Source organism: Pseudonocardia aurantiaca (assembly GCF_039526725.1).
Classification (GTDB): domain Bacteria; phylum Actinomycetota; class Actinomycetes; order Mycobacteriales; family Pseudonocardiaceae; genus Pseudonocardia; species Pseudonocardia aurantiaca.
This window is the reverse complement of the sequence record NZ_BAAAJG010000008.1, coordinates 689,562-706,410: the sequence shown is the minus strand read 5'-3', so window position 1 is coordinate 706,410 and position 16,849 is coordinate 689,562. Positions and strand designations below refer to the sequence as shown.

Sequence of the window (16,849 nt, the reverse complement as noted above, 5' to 3'; positions counted from 1 at the left end):
CCCGGCCCGACTGACCCGGCGCGACTGACCGGCCGTGGGCGTCAGGGTTTCCTGGCGCCCACGAAGGCCAGCGCCTCTTTGGCGAGTCCTTCCCAGTCGGCGTCGGCGGCCACGGTGAGCCACTCGCGCATCGGCAGGTCCTTGCCGGCGGTGAACGGACCGCCCACTCCGTCGGCGATCAGCTCCGCCACGCGGGGCGCCGGAAGCTTCACCACGAGCGCGCCGTGGCTCAGCATCGCGAAGATCGAGCCGCCGACCCTGAGCGCATCGGCCCCGAACCTGCGCCCGCCCGTGGGTGGCTGAACGCCCGTTTCGCCGCTGAGCTCGTCCACGAGGGCGTCGAACCTCTCCTCTGGTTGCACGACGCCATCGAAGCACCGGCCCCCGACAGTGCCTCCGTTTGATCGCGGCCGCCCCCGCGGGTAGGAGTGAACCTTCACAAGGCTCGAGGGGGAGCACATGGCGGAGATTGCGGGCGTCACCGGGCAGCAGGACCGGTTGGTGGACGGTGCGGTGCGCCGGGCGATGTGGCGGCTGCTGCCGTTCCTCGGGCTCTGCTACCTGCTCAACTACGTCGACCGCGTCAACGTCGGCTTCGCTGCGCTGACGATGAACCCCGATCTCGGGCTGTCCGCCGCCGCCTACGGGTTCGGGGCCGGGCTCTTCTTCATCGGCTACTTCTTCTTCGAGGTGCCGAGCAACGTCATCCTGCACCGCGTGGGCGCGCGGCTGTGGATCGCCCGGATCATGGTGACCTGGGGCATCATCGCCTCGGCCACCGCCTTCGTGCAGGGCGAGATCAGCTTCTACGTGGTGCGGTTCCTGCTCGGCGTCGCCGAGGCCGGGTTCTTCCCTGGCATCATCCTGTACCTGACCTACTGGTTTCCCCGCGCGCAGCGGGCGAAGGTGGTCGCGCTGTTCTTCCTGGCCGTGCCGCTGTCGTCGGTGATCGGGGCGCCGACCTCCACGCTCCTCATCCAGAACGGCGACGGGGCGCTCGGCTTCGCCGACGGCTGGCGCTTCATGTTCTTCGTCGAGGGGATCCCCGCTGTCATCGTCGGGCTGCTGGTGCTGATGCTCCTGCCCGACCGGCCCAGCCGCGCCCGGTGGCTCTCCGCCGCCGAGCAGCAGGCGCTGGAGCAGCGGATCGCCGCCGAGGACAGCGCGCACGTCCCGCACGAGACCGGGATCCGTGCCGGCCTGCGCGACCGTCGGGTCGTGGCCCTCTCCGTCGTCTACTTCGGCGTGGTCTTCGGGCTCTACGTGCTGGCCTTCTTCCTCCCACAGGTGGTCTCCGACCTCCAGGAGCAGTTCGGCGTGAAGTTCTCGCTCGTGCAGATCGGGCTGATCACCGCAATCCCGTACGCGGTCGCGTCCGTGGCGATGGTGTTGAACGCCCGGCACTCCGACCGCACCGGCGAGCGCCGCCTGCACGTCGCCGTGCCGGCGTTCCTCGGCGCGGCAGGGGTGGCGGTCGCGCTCTACCTGGACTCGCCCTACCTCGTGATCGCCGCGATGACCGTCTGCGCGATGGGCGTCTACTCTGCGATCCCGGTGATCTGGCAGCTGCCCAGCGCGTTCCTGACCGGCTTCGGCGCGGCGGCGGGCATCGCCCTGATCAACTCCTTCGGCAACCTCAGCGGGTTCGTCGGCCCTTACCTGACGGGCTGGCTGCAGGACCTCACCGGCAGCTTCCGGCCAGGCATGTTCGCGGTCGCCGCGTTCATGGTGCTGTCCGGGGTGATCGTCCTGCTGCTGAACCGCGGGACGCGGGAGACTGCAGCACCGGCACCCCACGAAACGCCGGCAGCCCACGAGGGAGAGCGATGACCGATCTTCAACCACGCAGCCACGAGGTCACCCGAGGCCTCGAGCGCGCCGCTGCCCGCGGGATGCTCCGCGCGGTCGGGATGCGTGACGAGGACTTCACGAAACCGCAGATCGGGATCGCGTCGAGCTGGAACGAGATCACCCCGTGCAACTTGTCGCTGCAGCGCCTCGGCATCGCTGCGAAGGAGGGGGTGCACCGGGCGGGCGGGTTCCCGATGGAGTTCGGCACGATCTCCGTGTCGGACGGGATCTCGATGGGCCACGTCGGCATGCACTGGTCGCTGGTGAGCCGCGAGGTGATCGCCGACTCCGTCGAGACGGTGGTGCAGGCGGAGCGCCTCGACGGCACCGTCCTGCTCGCCGGGTGTGACAAGAGCCTGCCCGGCATGCTGATGGCCGCCGCGCGCCTCGACCTCGCCGCGGTGTTCCTCTACGCGGGCTCGATCCTGCCCGGGAACGTCGAGGGGCGTGAGGTCAACATCGCCGACGCGTTCGAGGCCGTCGGCGCCTGTGCCCGCGGGTTGATGACCCGCGAGGAGGTCGACGCCATCGAGCGCGCGATCTGCCCCGGCGAGGGCGCCTGCGGAGGCATGTACACGGCCAACACCATGGCGAGCGCGGCCGAGGCGCTCGGGATGGCGCTGCCCGGGTCCGCGAGTCCGCCGGCGGTCGACCGGCGCCGTGACGGGATCGCCCGAGCGTCCGGAGAGGCTGTCGTCGGCATGATCGAGAAGGGGATCACCGCCCGGCAGATCCTCACGCGGGAGGCGTTCGAGAACGCGATCGCCGTGGTGATGGCGTTCGGCGGCTCCACGAACGCCGTGCTGCACTTGCTCGCCATCGCGTGGGAGGCGGGAGTGCCGCTGGAGCTCGACGACTTCAACCGAATCGGCGACCGCGTGCCGCACCTGGCCGACGTCAAGCCGTTCGGGGCGCACGTGATGCCGACTGTCGACCGTGTCGGTGGTGTGCCGGTCGTGATGAAGGCGCTGCTGGATGCCGGGCTGCTGCACGGCGACGCGCTCACCGTCACCGGCGCCACGGTCGCCGAGAACCTCGCGGCGATCGACCCACCGGACCTCGACGGAGCGGTGCTGCGGCGGCTGGACGACCCGATCCACCCGACGGGGGGCATCACGATCCTGCGCGGCTCGCTCGCCCCGGACGGCGCGGTGGTGAAGAGCGCCGGGTTCGACTCCGCCCGGTTCGAGGGCACCGCCCGCGTGTTCGACGGGGAGCAGGGCGCGATGACGGCCGTCGAGGACGGCACGCTCGTGCCGGGGGACGTCGTGGTGATCCGCTACGAGGGCCCGCGCGGCGGGCCGGGGATGCGGGAGATGCTGGCCGTGACGGGCGCGATCAAGGGCGCCGGCCTCGGCAAGGACGTGCTGCTGCTCACCGACGGCCGGTTCTCCGGCGCCACGACCGGGCTGTGCGTGGGGCACGTGGCCCCGGAGGCCACCGACGGCGGGCCGATCGCGCTGGTGCGCGACGGCGACCGGATCGCGCTCGACATGTCCGGCCGCACCCTCGACCTGATGGTCGACGATGCCGAGTTGGCCCGCCGCCGGGCGGAGTGGGCGCCACCGGCACCGACGCTGCGCACGGGCGTGCTGGGGAAGTACGCGAAGCTGGTTGGCTCGGCGGCGTTAGGCGCGGTCTGCGGCTGAGCGAGTCCGGCGGCCGGACACGTACTGCCTGGAATGCCACATTCAGGACGGCTACCGCCCTGAATGTGGCGGGGTCAGGTCCTCGTCAGCCGGCTCGGCGGAGCGTCTGGATGTCGGCCGTGCCGTCGAGCAGCGCCGACAGCCCGGCGAGCCCGTTGGCGATGTGCCCGCTCGCGAGGTGCTTGTCGAGGTGGTCCTTGCTGGTCCAGTTCTCGTAGAAGACGAACACGGTGGGGTCCGCGACGCCTTGGTGCAGGGCGTAGGTGTGGCAGCCTGCCTCGGCGAGGGTGGGCTCGATGACGTCGGTCAGCATCGCCAGGACCTCGTCCTCCTTGCCAGGCTTGGCACGCATGGTTGCGACGACGGTGAGCAGCTCGCGATTCGCGTCAGTGGGGATCGACATGTCGGGAGTCTGACGCACTCCCGAGGAGCAGCGGTCAGATGGTGCAGGAGCCGTCGACGCAGCCCTCAGCCCCGTCCCCGCCTCCGGGTGTGAGCATCTGGAGCGGGTGGGCGTCGGCCCACGCGGTGTCGAGCACGTGGAGAATTGCGTCCGGCGGCTGGGCGCCGGACACCCCGTACTTGCGGTCCACCACGAAGAACGGCACTCCGGTGATCCCGTACGCCTGGGCCTGGCGCTCGTCGGCGCGCACGTCGTCGGCGTAGCGGTCGGAGGCGAGCACGGCGCGGGCCTCGTCGGCGTCGAGCCCGGCGTCTGCAGCGAGGCGCACGAGGGTCTCGGGGTCGCCGATCCGCTCACCCTCCTCCAGATAACCGCGGAAGAGGCGCTCCTTGAGGGTGTCCTGCACCCCGCGCTCGGCGGCGAGGTGCAGCAGCCGGTGCGCGTCGAACGTGTTGCCGCCGCGGGCGCGCTCGAAGTGGAAGTCCCAGCCGTCCGAAGCGGCCGTCTCGGTCATCTGGCGGTGCATGCCGTCGGCCTGCTCCCGGCTCACGCCGTACTTGCCGGCGAGGTGCTCGGCGAGGTCGCCTTCCCGCTCACGCGGTGCCGACGGGTCGAGCTCGAAGCTGTGCCAGCTCACCTCGACCTCCTCGCGGTGCGCGAACTGCGCCAGCGCCTTCTCGAACCGGTGCTTGCCGATGGCGCACCACGGACAGACGATGTCCGACCAGATCTCCACCTTCATGTGAAACATCAACCAAACTGCGGGGGCGCTTGTTCCTCAGCCACCTCCACGTCTGGTGATCAGCTCACATAGCCGACCCTGCTCCAGTCGACCCCCTCGCCGGCGTACCAGTTGATCCCGGTCACGTCCCGACGCGTGCTCATCTGGAAGCCGGGCTGGGCGATCCAGAGCCAGGGGGCATCGTTCGCGACGATCTCGGCACAGCGCTTGTGCTCCTCGACCCGCTGGCCCCAAGTGAGTCGCGGCTGCCCGGCACCGGCCAAGCAGGCGTCGGTTCCTGCGTTCTTGTACCCGCTCCAGTTGTTGGAGCTGTCGGACTGGTAGAAGACCCCCAGGGCGTAGGCCGGGTCCGGGGAATCAGCTCCGAAGCTCTGGAAGAACATCGGCCGTTCGCCGTTGAAGAGCGCGACCGTGTACGTCGAGGCCGGGAGCGCCTCGAGGTCGAGTGACACGCCGACGTCAGAGAAGGCGCTCCGCAGCTGCGTGCCCACGACTTCTCCGAGGGGCTCGGCAGTGCTGTAGGCCAACCTGGTCGTGAACCCGTTCGCATGGCCGGCCTCACGCAGCAGCTCGCGCGCCCGTTCGGGGTCGTAGGTGAACGGGCTCTGGTATGGGTCGAACCCGGCGGCGTGGTCCGAGAGCGGACCGAATGCCGGACCGGCGAAGCCTTGGTAGACCTCATCGATGATCCGCCGATACGGCGTTGCGTACGACAGGGCCTGCCGAACGCGCACGTCGTCGAATGGCGGGTACTTCGTGTTCATCGGGCACGAGTGGATCACGTAGCCCTGGAAGTTCCACAGCCGCAGCTTGTCGCTCGCCTGCACCCGTTTCATGTCCGCGGGCAGCAAGTACTGAGCGACCTGCGCGTCTCCGCTCATCAGCATGGCGAGCCGGTCGGACGATTCCGGCGCCTGCCGGAAGGTGATCTGGTCGAGCACAGGCGGGAAGGGATGCTCCTTATGGGCCTCCCACACGACCTGGCGCCCAGGGCTGAGCTCGGCGAGCTTGTACGGGCCGAAACCGACGTCATTGCTCTCCATCCAGGTCTTCGCCCAGGGGTCGGCGGCGGTGGCATGGCTTTTGGCCGGCTTCGAGTCGACGATCGCACGCCAGAACCCGCTCATCGTGAGCAGCAGGTCCGGCCCAGGCTCCCCCAGCTCGATGCGGACCGTGTACCGGTCGAGGACCTTGACGTCCTCCGGCCGCTCGATCTTGGCCAGCTCGTTGTAGTAGCTCGTGATGCCGCGAAGCGCGAAGCTCCGGTCGAATGTCCACTTCACGTCTGCGGCGCTGAACTCGTTACCCGCGTGGCTCGGCCAGCCTCTGCGTAGCGAAAATGTGTAGGTCCGTCCACCGTTGGTGACCTCCCACCCCTCGGCCATGCGCGGTTCGGTGATCTCCTCGAAGTTGGCGGCCTGCCAAGCGAGGTCGAAACCGCCCGGCTCGTCGGGAGCGGGGACCTGCTTCCAGCGGGTCAGCCGATCATTCAGGTTGAAGACGTGGTCGTATACCTCCTTGCCGAACACGAGCTCCCAGTCCAAACTCGGCGGGGTCGTAGCTGCCGCGACGACAAGCTGACCAGAGCGTCGCACGGGCTCACCGCAGCCCACGATCAACGATCCCGCGAACGGCGCCGAAAGCGTCACCGCTGCTGCGGATCTCAGAAACGACCGACGAGACATCGGGATCGTCATCTTGCGACGCTAGTCCCCGCGCTTCGACGTTCCAACTGTGCTTTCCCCGGCGATTACGACGGAGCAGACTGGGCCGGTGGCTCCGAGGCGTTGGCGTTTTCCGCCGCGGCGCGTCGCACTGCTCGCGCTTGTCGTCGGGCTGACCATGGCCGGCTTCCTGGGGGCGCGCCTGCTCGGCGAGCGCGACGCGCGCCGCAACTCCGAGCATCAGGCCGAGGTCGCGGCCGCGCAGATCCACGCGCGTCTTGCGGACGCTGCGTCCCTCGCCGCGAGTCTCGGCCGGTACATGGCGAGCGTCGGCCGGACCGGCGTGACGAACGAGGAGTTCGCCAGCAACGCAGCCAAATGGCTCGGCCCGGCAGGCTTTCCCGCCGCTGGGTGGGTTGAGGAGGTCGGGGCGGCGGACCGGGCGGCCTACGAGCAACGGACCGGCCATCCCATTGTGACGCGCGACCAGCGCCGAAGGATCGTAGGCGTCGAATCCCGGTCCTCCTACCTGCCCGCCTCGCTGGCCTCCGGGATCCCTCCGATCACCGTGCCCGGGCTCGATCTCGGCGGTGAGCCGGGGATGGCCGGCGCGCTCTTTCGTGCGCGTGCACTTCATCAGCCGAGCGCAACCCCGCTCTCGACCGTGAGAGACGGGACGGAGGGGCTCTTCCTCATCAGCCTGGCCCAGCGCGGGGGAGTCGTCGAACCGGGGTTCGCGGTCGTGTTCGTCTCCGGCGAGACGCTGCGTGCCGCGGCCACGGACACGCCGGCGGTGCAGCTCGCCGCCGGTGGCGCTCCGACAGCCGGTCCTGCGGGAGCGGCGACCGTCCGTCAGTCGTTCACCGAGGCGGGTCAGCGATTCGACGTCGTCGTGCCGCTGGAATCGGTCCGCGGTGCCGCGGCCGTGCTGCCGTGGATCGTCCTCGCCGCCGGCGTCGTCCTCGCCGGTCTCACGGCGGCGCTCGGCGTCAGCGCGGCGCGGCGAGCCAGGGCACAGGAGGAACTCGACCGCATCTTCACGCTCTCCTCCGACCTGATCGCCGTCGCCGACTTCGACGGGTACTTCACCCGCGTCAATCCTTCCGTCGAGCGGATTCTGGGCTATACGGAGGAAGAGCTCCTCGCCCGGCCGTACCTCGACCTCGTCCACCCCGACGATCGGGAGCGCACCGCGGCGCAGGCGGCCGCACTCGGTGAGGGCAAGACGACGCTGTCGTTCGAGAACCGTTACGTGCGCAAGGACGGCTCGCAGCGGGTCCTCGAGTGGACATCGACGCCTGCCGTCGAGGACAGGGTCATTTACGCGGTGGCGCGCGACGTGACGGACCGCCACCAGGCTGAGGCCGAGCTCGCACGTCTCGCAGGCGAGCAGGCGGCCCTGCGGCGGGTGGCGACGGTCGTCGCGCGCGAAGGGCCCCAAGCAGAGGTGTTCAGCGCCATCGCGGAAGAGATCGGGCAGCTGCTCGGCACGGATGAGATCCGGATGCTGCGCTACGAGGACGGCAGGGCGGTCGTGGTGAGCAGCTGGGGCAAGGCTGAAGAGTCCTTCCCGACAGGCTCGCGGCTGGAAAGCGATAGCGCTGCCTCGCGAGTGTTGCGGACAGGGCAGCCGGCGCGGATCGACGACTACGCGACGACGAGCGGCCGGTTGGCGGAAGCCGTTCGCTCGATCGGTATCCGCTCCGCCGTCGCCGTGCCGATCCGGGTGGAAGGCCGGTTGTGGGGCGCCGTGACGGCGTCTCGGGACGAGCCGCTGCCGCTGGACACCGAGTCGCGCCTGGGCCAGTTCACGGAGCTGATGGCCACGGCGGTTGCGAACGCCGAGGCGCGCGCGGAGGTGGAGCGGCTGGCCGAGGAGCAGGCCGCGCTGCGGCGGGTGGCCACTCTGGTCGCCCGCGGGATGCCGTCGGCCGAGGTGTTCTCGGCCGTCGCGGAGGAGGTCGGCAGCGTCCTCGGTGCCGACGGTACGGTCATCGTCCGCCTCGTCGAGCCCGACGGCGAGGTGACCGTCGCCGCCAGCACCGGCGCATACGCCGCCGAGCTCCGGGTGGGGAGCCGCTGGAAGCCTGAGCCACCGGCGGCCGTGGCGGTCGTTCTGCGCACGGCCCGCCCGGCTCGCATCGACGACTTCAGCCAAGCTTCCGACGCCTGGAGTCTCGCCATCCGCCTGGTGGGAGTCCGGTCAGGGGTCGCGGCGCCGATCGTCGTCGAGGGACGCCTGTGGGGCGCGATCGCCGTCGGGACACGGCGCGAGCGTTTCCCGGCTGACACCGAACAGCGCATGGCCGGCTTCACCGAACTCATCGGCACCGCAATCGCGAACGCCGACAACCGCGCCGAGCTGTTCGCCTCGCGCGCGCGCCTGGTCGCCGCGTCGGACGAGGTGCGCCGGCGCTTCGAGCGTGACCTGCACGACGGCGTTCAGCAGCGCCTGGTATCGCTTGCGCTGGAGCTGCAAGGCGCGGAGGCGATCGCGCCGCATGAGGACGTGGAGCTCATCGCAGAGCTGGCACACGCCCGCCAGGGCCTCGCGGGGGCACTCGACGACCTGCGGGAGCTGTCGCGGGGCATCCACCCGGCGGTCCTCTCCGAAGGCGGCCTGCGGCCCGCGGTGAGGACGCTCGCGCGGCGCTCGGCGGTCCCCGTCGAGCTGAACCTTTCGGTCAACGAGCGGCTGGCCGACCACGTCGAGGTCGGGGCGTACTACGTCATCTCCGAGGCGCTCACCAACGCGGCAAAGCACGCGCAGGCATCGAAGGTCGAGGTCACGGCCCACGTGCACGATGGCACGCTGCAGCTGAGGATCGACGACGACGGCATTGGCGGCGCGGACTCCGCGCGGGGGTCCGGGCTGACCGGGCTGACGGACCGCGTCGCGGCGCTCCGCGGCACGATCGCGATCGCGAGCCCGCCGGGCAGGGGCACCTCGGTGCGCGTCGAGCTCCCGGTCGTCCGTAAATAGCTGCTGGACCGGCTCGGCCGAGGCGTTGGGCAGCGAGGTCGCACTAACCTGTCGCCGTGACCGGGCTCCCCGACGATTGGCAGCGCTGGCGCGAGCAGGTGGACCTCGACCGCTACGACGAGCGCTGGCGACGCATGGCGGAGGCGGGGCATAACCCGCACGGCGAGGCCGACCTCGTGACCTCCTACCGGCCCGCAACGGTGCTGGACGGCGGCTGTGGCACGGGCCGGGTGGGGATCGAGCTCGCCCGCCGCGGGGTCACGGTGCTCGGCGTCGATGCCGACCCCGACATGATCGCAGCGGCGCAGGCGAAGGCGCCCGAGTTGACGTGGCTGGCCTGCGACCTCGCCGACCTCGACCGCCCGGAGCGCTTCGACCTGGCGGTGCTCGCGGGCAACGTCGTGCCGTACGTGGCGGCGGACCGCCGGGCGGCCGCCGTGACCGCTTGCGCCCGCAACCTGGCCTCAGGCGGGCGGCTGGTGGCCGGGTTCCAGCTACGGCGTGACTGGCCGACGCTCGCCGACTACGACGGCTGGTGCGCGGCCGCGGGCCTCACGCTCGAGGACCGGTTCGCCACGTGGGACCGGGAGCCGTACACAGGCGGGGACTACGCGGTCTCGGTCCACCGCCGCCTCTTGTCGTAGCCGTCCGGCGCCGTCCGGCCCAAGCTCTGCACACACATACGCGTCCACCTGCGCGGCCGGGGGCGGTGAGGGACAACAGGGCTGTTTGAGCCCTTCTCTGCTGTCCGTCTCACGGGGAACACACGCCGTGGCCGGTGCGTATTTGTGTGCAGAGCCTGGAGAAGTACCTCATCCCGCTCAGGCGCGGGCGGCCACCGCCGCGTCCAGGGCCGCTCGCATCTCCGCCACTGGCCCCGGCAGGCCCGTCATCAGCTCCACCTGCGCCACCGCCTGGTGCAGCAGCATCTCCAGCCCGCTCACCACCCGCGCCCCGGCGGCGTGCGCGGCGCCCGCGAACGGGGTGGGCCACGGCGCGTAGATCACGTCGAGCAGCACAGTGCCCGCGCCGGGGCCGGCGAGGTGGTCGGCCGCGCCCTTCGGCAGCGTCGACACCACCACGTCGGCCCTCGCGATCGCCGTGTTCGCGCGGTCGGGGTCGGTGAGGGCGTCGCTCACCGACGGCGCCACGCCGAGGCGGTCGGCGGCGGCGCGCAGCTCACCGGCCCGCGCGGTGCTGCGGACCAGCACGTCGACGTCGCCGATCCCGAGGTCGCGCAGCGCGGCGAGCGCGGCCTGCGCGGTGCCCCCGGCGCCGAGCACCACGGCCCGCCCGCCGCCGATGACACCCGCGCCCCGCAGAGCGGCGACGATCCCGGCCACGTCGGTGTTGTCGGCGAACCGGCGCCCGCCGGTCAGCACCAGGGTGTTGGCGGCCCCGGTCGCCGCCGCCAGCGGCGACACCTCCGACGCGACCTCCAGCGCCACCCGTTTGAGCGGCATGGTCAGCGAGAGGCCCGCCCACTCCGGGCCGAGCCCGGCGACGAACCCCGGCAGCCCCGCCTCGTCGCACTCGTGCCTGCCGTAGCGCCAGCCGTCCAGGCCGAGTGCGGCGTAGGCGGCGGTGTGCAGGGCCGGGGAGAGCGAGTGGGCGACCGGCGAGCCGAGGACGGCGGCGTGCATCCGGTCAGTATCCCCGGCCCTTTCCCGTCAGCGCCGCAGTGCCTCGACCTCCACATCTCCGTCGCGCTCGACCGACGCCGCGGCGCGGGAGCAGGAGAAGCCGTACTTCTCGTTCACCCGGTCGCTCGCCATCCCGAGGGCTTCCCGGCTGCGCCGCACGAACTCCGGCACACGGCCACGTGAGGACGCCCACGTTGCGGCGGTGTGTCAGGCTGCGCGGATGGGGGACACAGTCCTGGTGCTCGGGGGCCGCAGCGAGATCGGGCTGGCCGTGGCACAGCGGCTCGCGCCGGGCGCGACGATCGTGCTGGCTGCACGCCGCAGCGCCGACCTGGCCGCCGAGGAGCAGTCGCTGCGCACGGCCGGGGCGGCGGCCGTCGACCGCGTCGAGTTCGACGCCGACGACCTCGCGTCCCACAGCGCCGTGCTGCTCGACGTGGTGCGCAGGCACCACCGTCTCGACGTCGTCGTGGTGGCCTTCGGAATCCTCGGCGACCAGCGCCGCGCCGAGCGCGACCCGGACCACGCGGTGCAGATCGTGCACACCGACTACGTCGCGCACGTCGCGCTGCTCACGCAGCTGGCGGCGATCCTGCGCACGCAGGGCCACGGCACGATCGTCGTCTACTCCTCCGTGGCAGGCGCGCGGGTGCGGCGGGCCAACTACGTCTACGGGTCGGCGAAGGCCGGCCTCGACGGCTTCGCGAGCGGCCTCGCGGACGCCCTCCACGGCAGCGGCGTGCGGCTGTTGCTGGTGCGGCCCGGGTTCGTGGTGGGCCGGATGACCGACGGGATGACTCCCGCGCCGTTCTCGTCCACTCCGGGCCGGGTCGCCGACGCCACCGTGGCGGCCCTGCGTGCCGGGCGCGGCGAGGTGTGGGTGCCGTGGGTGCTGCGCCCGGTGTTCGCGGTTCTCCGGCACGCGCCGCGGGCGCTCTGGCGGCGAATGCCCCGCTGAGCTTGCGTCCCTACTGGGAACGCGCCGGTAACGCTACGGTCATCCCCGGCTCGCAGGATCGCCTTCCGCTCGGAGATCACCCGGGCGCCCCGTCGAGGGTGAGGAGCAGCTCATGGCTGGCCGGACGCGTGCGCTGCTGACGGCGGTCGCCGCGTTCGTCCTGCTCGTCGCGGTATGGGAGCTCGTCAAGCTCGTCGTCCCCGACGAGGGTGTGCTGCTCGGCGACACGCGTGTGCTGCCCCGCACCGACGACGCCGCGATGCCCCACGTCTGGACCGTGCTGGCCCGGCTCGCGGAGCCGGAGGTCGCAGGCGCCGCGGCCGGGCGCACGGTCGGCGCCGCCGTCGCGTCCGGTGCGCTCTTCACCCTCGGCCTCGCGATGGGCGGGCTGCTCCTCGGAGGTGTGCTCGGCGTGCTGCTGGCGCTGGCGATGCAGCGCTCCGGTCTCCTGGAACGCGCCGCCCTGCCCTACGTCGTGGCCTCGCAGACCGTGCCGCTCATCGCGATCGCGCCGCTCGTGGCCGGCTGGGGCGGCCGGATCGCGATCCTCGGCTGGTCGTGGCAGCCCTGGGCGAGCGTCATGGTCATCTCGTCGTACCTCGCGTTCTTCCCGATCGCCGTGGGCATGCTGCGGGGCCTCACCTCACCTGCGCGCGCCGACGTCGAGCTCTTCACGGCGCTGGCCGCGGGCTGGTGGACCACGTTGCTGCGGCTGCGGCTGCCCGCGTCGGTGCCCCACCTGGTGCCCGCCGTCCGGCTGGCCGCCGCGGCGGCGGTCGTGGGCGCGATCGTCGCGGAGATCTCCACCGGCACCCGCGGCGGGATCGGCCGCTTGATCATCGAGTACGCGCAGTCCGCCACCGGCGACCCGTCCCGCATGTACACCGCGATCCTCGGAGCCGCGGTGCTCGGGCTGGTCGCGGCGGGCGCGGTCGGGCTGCTCGACGTCGTCCTGCGCCGCTACCGGGGGAGTGTGTCGTGACCGAGGCTGGGGCAGTTGAGCTGACAGGGGTGCACAAGCGGTTCGGCGACGTCCACGCGCTCGACGGCATCGACCTGGAGGTCGGCGGGGGCGAGTTCGTATCGCTGATCGGGCCGTCGGGCTGCGGAAAGTCGACGCTGCTGCGGATCGTCGCCGACCTGGAGCAGCCCACCGACGGCGAGGTGCTCGTCGGCGGCAAGCCGCCCCGGCGGGCCCGCCTCGACCAGGACTACGGCATCGCGTTCCAGCAGGCCGGGCTGCTGGAGTGGCGCACGGTCGCCGAGAACGTCGAGCTGCCCCTGCACGTGCACGGCATCGGCAGGGCCGAGCGCCGGGCCCGGGCCACGGAGCTGCTGGAGCTGGTCGGGCTCGCCGAGTTCGCCGGCTCCCGGCCGAGCGAGCTCTCCGGTGGCATGCAGCAGCGCGTGGCGATCGCCCGGGCCCTCGCGCCGAGCCCGAAACTCCTGCTCATGGACGAGCCGTTCGGCGCGCTCGACGAGATGACCCGCGAGCGCATGCAGGCCGAGTTGCTGCGGATCGCCCGCGAGACCGGCGCCGGCGTGCTGTTCGTGACGCACTCGATCCCCGAGGCAGTCGTGCTCTCCGACCGGGTGGTCGTCATGTCCCCGCGCCCCGGGCGCATCACCGAGATCGTCGACGGCTGCAGGCTTGGCCGGGGGATGGCAGCCGGCGGAGCTGGCGGAGCCGGCGGGGTGGGTAAGGACAGCGCGGGAGAGGCGGCCGAGCTCGGCCCCGCCGACGTCGAGGACGTGCGGGAGTCCGGGACGTTCTTCGCCGCGATCACCGCCGTGCGCGAAGCCCTCCGCAAGGGGCACGAATGACCCGCCCGGGTCCGGCCGCGGTGCCCGGCGCCGTAAGCGTCGAGGCACCCCGGCGGGCGTGGCGGGTTACGCGCGTCTGGCCTGCCGTCGCCTTCGGGATCGCGGTGCTCCTGCTGTGGGAACTGGTCGTCGTCATCGGGCGGGTGCCCGCGTTCCTGCTGCCGGCGCCGAGCGCGATCGCGGGGCAGATCGGCGCGCAGTTCGACGTGATCGTCCCGACCGCAGCCGTGACCGGCGGCAACGCCCTCGCCGGGCTCGCCGCCGGATTCGTGCTGGGCATGGTGCTCGCCGTCCTTGCGGCGTCCTCCCGGGTGTTCGGCGAGCTCGTGACGCCGGTGGTGCTCGCCGCGAGCGCCGTGCCGATCGTCGCGCTCGCGCCCGTGTTCACAACGATGTTCGGCTCCACCACCGAGATCCCGCGGCGGCTCGTCGTGGCCGTCGTCGTCACGGTGCCGGTGTTCGTCGCGACAGCACGCGGCCTGCGCCAGGTGCAGCCCGTGCACGCCGAGCTCATGACGGCGCTCGCGGCAACGCCGTGGCAGCGCGCGCGGTTCGTCCGGCTGCCGGGGGCGGTACCGCACGTCATGACGGGGCTGCGGCTCGCCGCTCCGGCCGCCGTGATTGCCGCGATCGTCGCCGAGTACTTCGGCGGGCTGCAGAACGGGCTGGGCAGCCGCATCTCCGCGGCAGCCGCCAACACCGCCTACGCGCGCGCGTGGGCCTTCGTCGCCGCCTCGATCGCACTGGGGCTGCTGTTCCACCTGGCCGGGCTGCTCGTCGAGCGCCTGGTGACGCGCGGTCGCACCGCCTGACATCCGGAGGTCCCCCATGCCTCGACCAGCACGACCCCGACGATCGCTACGCGCCCTCGCCGTCGCCGCCGCATTGCTGGCCCTGGCCGCCTGCACCACGACGGGGCAGGGCGGCGGCAGCACCACACCCTCCGCGGGAGGGACGCAGCCGGTGCGGCTGCAGCTCCAGTGGTTCACCCAGGGCCAGTTCGCCGGCTACATCGCCGCCGTCAAGCAGGGCTTCTACACCAAGCGCGGGCTCGACGTGCAGATCCTGGAGGGCGGGGTCGACATCGTCCCGCAGACGGTGCTCGCCCAAGGCCAGGCCGACTACGCGATCGCGTGGGTGCCCAAGGCGCTCGCGTCGCGGGAGCAGGGCGCGGCGATCACCGACGTCGCGCAGATCTTCCAGCGCTCCGGCACCTACCAGGTGTCCTTCGCCGACAAGGGCATCCGCGCGCCCGCCGACCTGGCCGGCAAGCGGGTGGGCAACTGGGGTTTCGGCAACGAGTTCGAGCTGTTCGCCGGCATGACCAGCGCGGGGCTCACCCCCGCTTCCGACGTGACGCTCGTGCAGCAGCAGTTCGACATGCAGGCCCTGCTCTCGCGTGAGATCGACGCTGCGCAGGCGATGTCGTACAACGAGTACGCGCAGGTGCTGGAGGCGACCAACCCGGCGACGGGCCGGCTCTACCAGCCGAGCGACTTCAACGTGATCAACTGGAACGACGCGGGCACCGCGATGCTGCAGGACGCGATCTGGGCCAGCTCCGAACGCCTGTCCGACCCCGCCTACAAGGACATGACCACCCGGTTCATCGCCGGCTCGCTCGAGGGCTGGGCGTACTGCCGCGACAACGTCGCGTCCTGCCGTGACATGGTCGTCGAGGCCGGGTCGACCCTCGGCGCGAGCCACCAGCTGTGGCAGGTCAACGAGGTCAACAAGCTGATCTGGCCGGCCCCGGCCGGGGCGGGCATGGTGGACCAGGCCGCGTGGGATCAGACGGTGAAGGTGGCGCGCACCGCCGTGAACGCCGACGGCCAGACCGTGCTCACCCGTGACCCGGACCCGGAGGCGTACACCAACACCTACGTCCAGCAGGCGCTGGAGCAGCTCCGTTCGGAGGGCGTGGACGTGACCGGCTCAGGCTTCACACCGACGGCGGTGGCGCTCAACGCGGGCGGCTCCTGACCTCCTCTGGTGCGGGCGGCTCGCTCAGGCGAGCCGCTCGTACCCGGCGCCGTCGTCGAGGGCCTGCTCCGAGCCGACCCCGACGATTCCCGCCATCCGGCGGCGGCCGGTGAGCGTGAAGCCGGCCCGCTCCGCGACCTTCCGGCTCGCGACGTTCGACCACGCCGCCCCGATCTCGAGCCGGTGCCTGCCGAGCCCGCCCACAGGCTCCGGCGTGAACGCGTGCGTGACGACGAGGCCGACCGCCTCGCTGACCACTCCGCGGCCCCGCGCGTCGGGATGAGCCCAGTAGCCGATCTCGCCGCCGGTGGGGGCGAAGACGTCGTCGAGGTCGAACACGGCCACGTTCGCGAGCATCCGGTCGTCGTCGCGATCGGCGACGGCCCACGTCACGCGCTGGCCCAGCGACTCGCCCAGGCGAGCGCCGAGCACGAACGCCCGAGCGTCCGCCTCGGTGTACGGGTGCGGCAGCCCGGGCAGGAAGTGCCGCGCCTGCGGGTCGGAGCAGGACTCGACGATCCGCGGGAGGTCGGCCTCGGTGTGCGGGCGCAGGCGCACCCGTTCGCCGTCCAGCACGGGCACCGGCCACCACCTCGTGCGTGGCGTGAGCGGGCCGTTCGCCACCAGCGAGGCGAACCAGCCGTCAGACAGGTCGCCGTCCCCACGCCGTACCGACAGCCGCCGGATCCCCTCGAACCGGAACCCGCAGGCGTGCGCCACGCGCCAGGACGCGAGGTTGCCGGCCTGCGCCCACCAGTGCAGCACCGGCAGCCCCGCCTCCTCGAACGACCACCGGGCGGCGAGCCGGAGCGCGCGGGACATCAGGCCGGCACCGCGTGCCCACGGCGCCAGCCCGAAGCCGACCGAGGGTGCCCGCGGCCCGGGGTGGACGTCGAGGTTCCCGGCGAACCGGCCGTCCGCGCCCGCCACCGCCCACCGGAACGCGGTGCCGTCGGCCCACCCGGCCGGGGCGGTCTCGTGGATCCACCGCTGCGCGTCAGCGCGCTCGTACGGCCTCGGCGTCGACGTCCACCGCATCGTCTCGGGGTCGGTCGCCATCGCGAGCACGTCGTCGACGTCGGCGGCGGTGTGGCCGCGCAGGGTCACGACGCCGTCGCTGAGCACGGTGGGGGAGCCAGGCACACCACA

Annotated in this window: 16 protein-coding genes; 9 read left to right on the top strand and 7 right to left on the bottom strand. The window is 72.0% G+C overall.

Annotation, left to right across the window (positions count from 1 at the left end):
• Window positions 1-41 precede the first annotated feature (41 nt).
• Complete coding sequence (locus tag ABD143_RS13270) at window positions 42-362, bottom strand: hypothetical protein (RefSeq protein ID WP_343976440.1); 321 nt, start codon at window positions 360-362, stop codon at window positions 42-44.
• Window positions 363-459: 97 nt separating this feature from the next.
• Here ABD143_RS13270 and ABD143_RS13265 point away from each other — a divergent pair, with 97 nt between their 5' ends.
• Together ABD143_RS13265 and ilvD are read left to right on the top strand one after the other, a co-directional pair.
• Window positions 460-1,830 (top strand): MFS transporter, encoded by a 1,371-nt coding sequence (locus ABD143_RS13265; RefSeq protein ID WP_343976437.1) that lies wholly within the window; start codon window positions 460-462, stop codon window positions 1,828-1,830.
• Window positions 1,827-3,500: a dihydroxy-acid dehydratase gene (ilvD, locus tag ABD143_RS13260; RefSeq protein WP_343976434.1), complete on the top strand. Its 1,674-nt coding sequence runs from the start codon at window positions 1,827-1,829 to the stop codon at window positions 3,498-3,500. The genes ABD143_RS13265 and ilvD overlap by 4 nt, the downstream gene beginning before the upstream one ends.
• Window positions 3,501-3,585: 85 nt before the next feature.
• Here ilvD and ABD143_RS13255 read toward each other — a convergent pair whose 3' ends face one another.
• The 3 genes from ABD143_RS13255 to ABD143_RS13245 are packed head-to-tail and all read right to left on the bottom strand — an operon-like array spanning window position 3,586 to window position 6,189.
• Window positions 3,586-3,903, bottom strand: coding sequence for a putative quinol monooxygenase (locus ABD143_RS13255; RefSeq protein ID WP_343976431.1), 318 nt, complete (start codon window positions 3,901-3,903; stop codon window positions 3,586-3,588).
• 34 nt (window positions 3,904-3,937) lie between these two features.
• Window positions 3,938-4,645, bottom strand: coding sequence for a DsbA family oxidoreductase (locus tag ABD143_RS13250; protein WP_343976428.1), 708 nt, complete (start codon window positions 4,643-4,645; stop codon window positions 3,938-3,940).
• Window positions 4,646-4,704: 59 nt separating this feature from the next.
• On the bottom strand, window positions 4,705-6,189 hold the full coding sequence (locus ABD143_RS13245) for an ABC transporter substrate-binding protein (RefSeq protein WP_343976425.1): 1,485 nt from the start codon (window positions 6,187-6,189) through the stop codon (window positions 4,705-4,707).
• Between the two features lie 229 nt (window positions 6,190-6,418).
• Between ABD143_RS13245 and ABD143_RS13240 the strand changes: the two genes are divergently transcribed.
• Both ABD143_RS13240 and ABD143_RS13235 read left to right on the top strand, forming a co-directional pair.
• Window positions 6,419-9,292, top strand: coding sequence for a GAF domain-containing protein (locus ABD143_RS13240; RefSeq protein WP_343976422.1), 2,874 nt, complete (start codon window positions 6,419-6,421; stop codon window positions 9,290-9,292).
• A 56-nt stretch (window positions 9,293-9,348) separates the two neighbouring features.
• Window positions 9,349-9,936: a class I SAM-dependent methyltransferase gene (locus tag ABD143_RS13235; protein ID WP_343976420.1), complete on the top strand. Its 588-nt coding sequence runs from the start codon at window positions 9,349-9,351 to the stop codon at window positions 9,934-9,936.
• Between the two features lie 177 nt (window positions 9,937-10,113).
• Here ABD143_RS13235 and ABD143_RS13230 read toward each other — a convergent pair whose 3' ends face one another.
• Window positions 10,114-10,935 (bottom strand): shikimate dehydrogenase, encoded by an 822-nt coding sequence (locus ABD143_RS13230; protein WP_343976418.1) that lies wholly within the window; start codon window positions 10,933-10,935, stop codon window positions 10,114-10,116.
• 27 nt (window positions 10,936-10,962) lie between these two features.
• The gene (locus ABD143_RS13225) at window positions 10,963-11,106 is read right to left on the bottom strand and encodes a hypothetical protein (RefSeq protein ID WP_343976415.1); all 144 of its coding nucleotides are present in this window, start codon (window positions 11,104-11,106) and stop codon (window positions 10,963-10,965) included.
• A 49-nt stretch (window positions 11,107-11,155) separates the two neighbouring features.
• Here ABD143_RS13225 and dprE2 point away from each other — a divergent pair, with 49 nt between their 5' ends.
• The 5 genes from dprE2 to ABD143_RS13200 all read left to right on the top strand — a co-directional run bounded on the left by dprE2 (window position 11,156) and on the right by ABD143_RS13200 (window position 15,700).
• Entirely contained in the window at window positions 11,156-11,893 is a 738-nt protein-coding gene (dprE2, locus tag ABD143_RS13220; RefSeq protein WP_343976412.1) for a decaprenylphospho-beta-D-erythro-pentofuranosid-2-ulose 2-reductase, read from the top strand.
• A gap of 112 nt (window positions 11,894-12,005) precedes the next feature.
• Window positions 12,006-12,875: an ABC transporter permease gene (locus ABD143_RS13215; protein WP_343976409.1), complete on the top strand. Its 870-nt coding sequence runs from the start codon at window positions 12,006-12,008 to the stop codon at window positions 12,873-12,875.
• Window positions 12,872-13,717 carry an ABC transporter ATP-binding protein gene (locus ABD143_RS13210; protein ID WP_343976406.1) on the top strand — a complete coding sequence of 282 codons (846 nt, stop codon included), beginning with the start codon at window positions 12,872-12,874 and terminating at the stop codon, window positions 13,715-13,717. The genes ABD143_RS13215 and ABD143_RS13210 overlap by 4 nt, the downstream gene beginning before the upstream one ends.
• Window positions 13,714-14,529, top strand: coding sequence for an ABC transporter permease (locus ABD143_RS13205; RefSeq protein ID WP_343976403.1), 816 nt, complete (start codon window positions 13,714-13,716; stop codon window positions 14,527-14,529). The genes ABD143_RS13210 and ABD143_RS13205 overlap by 4 nt, the downstream gene beginning before the upstream one ends.
• Window positions 14,530-14,545: 16 nt before the next feature.
• On the top strand, window positions 14,546-15,700 hold the full coding sequence (locus tag ABD143_RS13200) for an ABC transporter substrate-binding protein (protein ID WP_343976401.1): 1,155 nt from the start codon (window positions 14,546-14,548) through the stop codon (window positions 15,698-15,700).
• A 24-nt stretch (window positions 15,701-15,724) separates the two neighbouring features.
• Here ABD143_RS13200 and ABD143_RS13195 read toward each other — a convergent pair whose 3' ends face one another.
• On the bottom strand, window positions 15,725-16,843 hold the full coding sequence (locus tag ABD143_RS13195; RefSeq protein ID WP_343976398.1) for a GNAT family N-acetyltransferase: 1,119 nt from the start codon (window positions 16,841-16,843) through the stop codon (window positions 15,725-15,727).
• Window positions 16,844-16,849 lie beyond the last annotated feature (6 nt).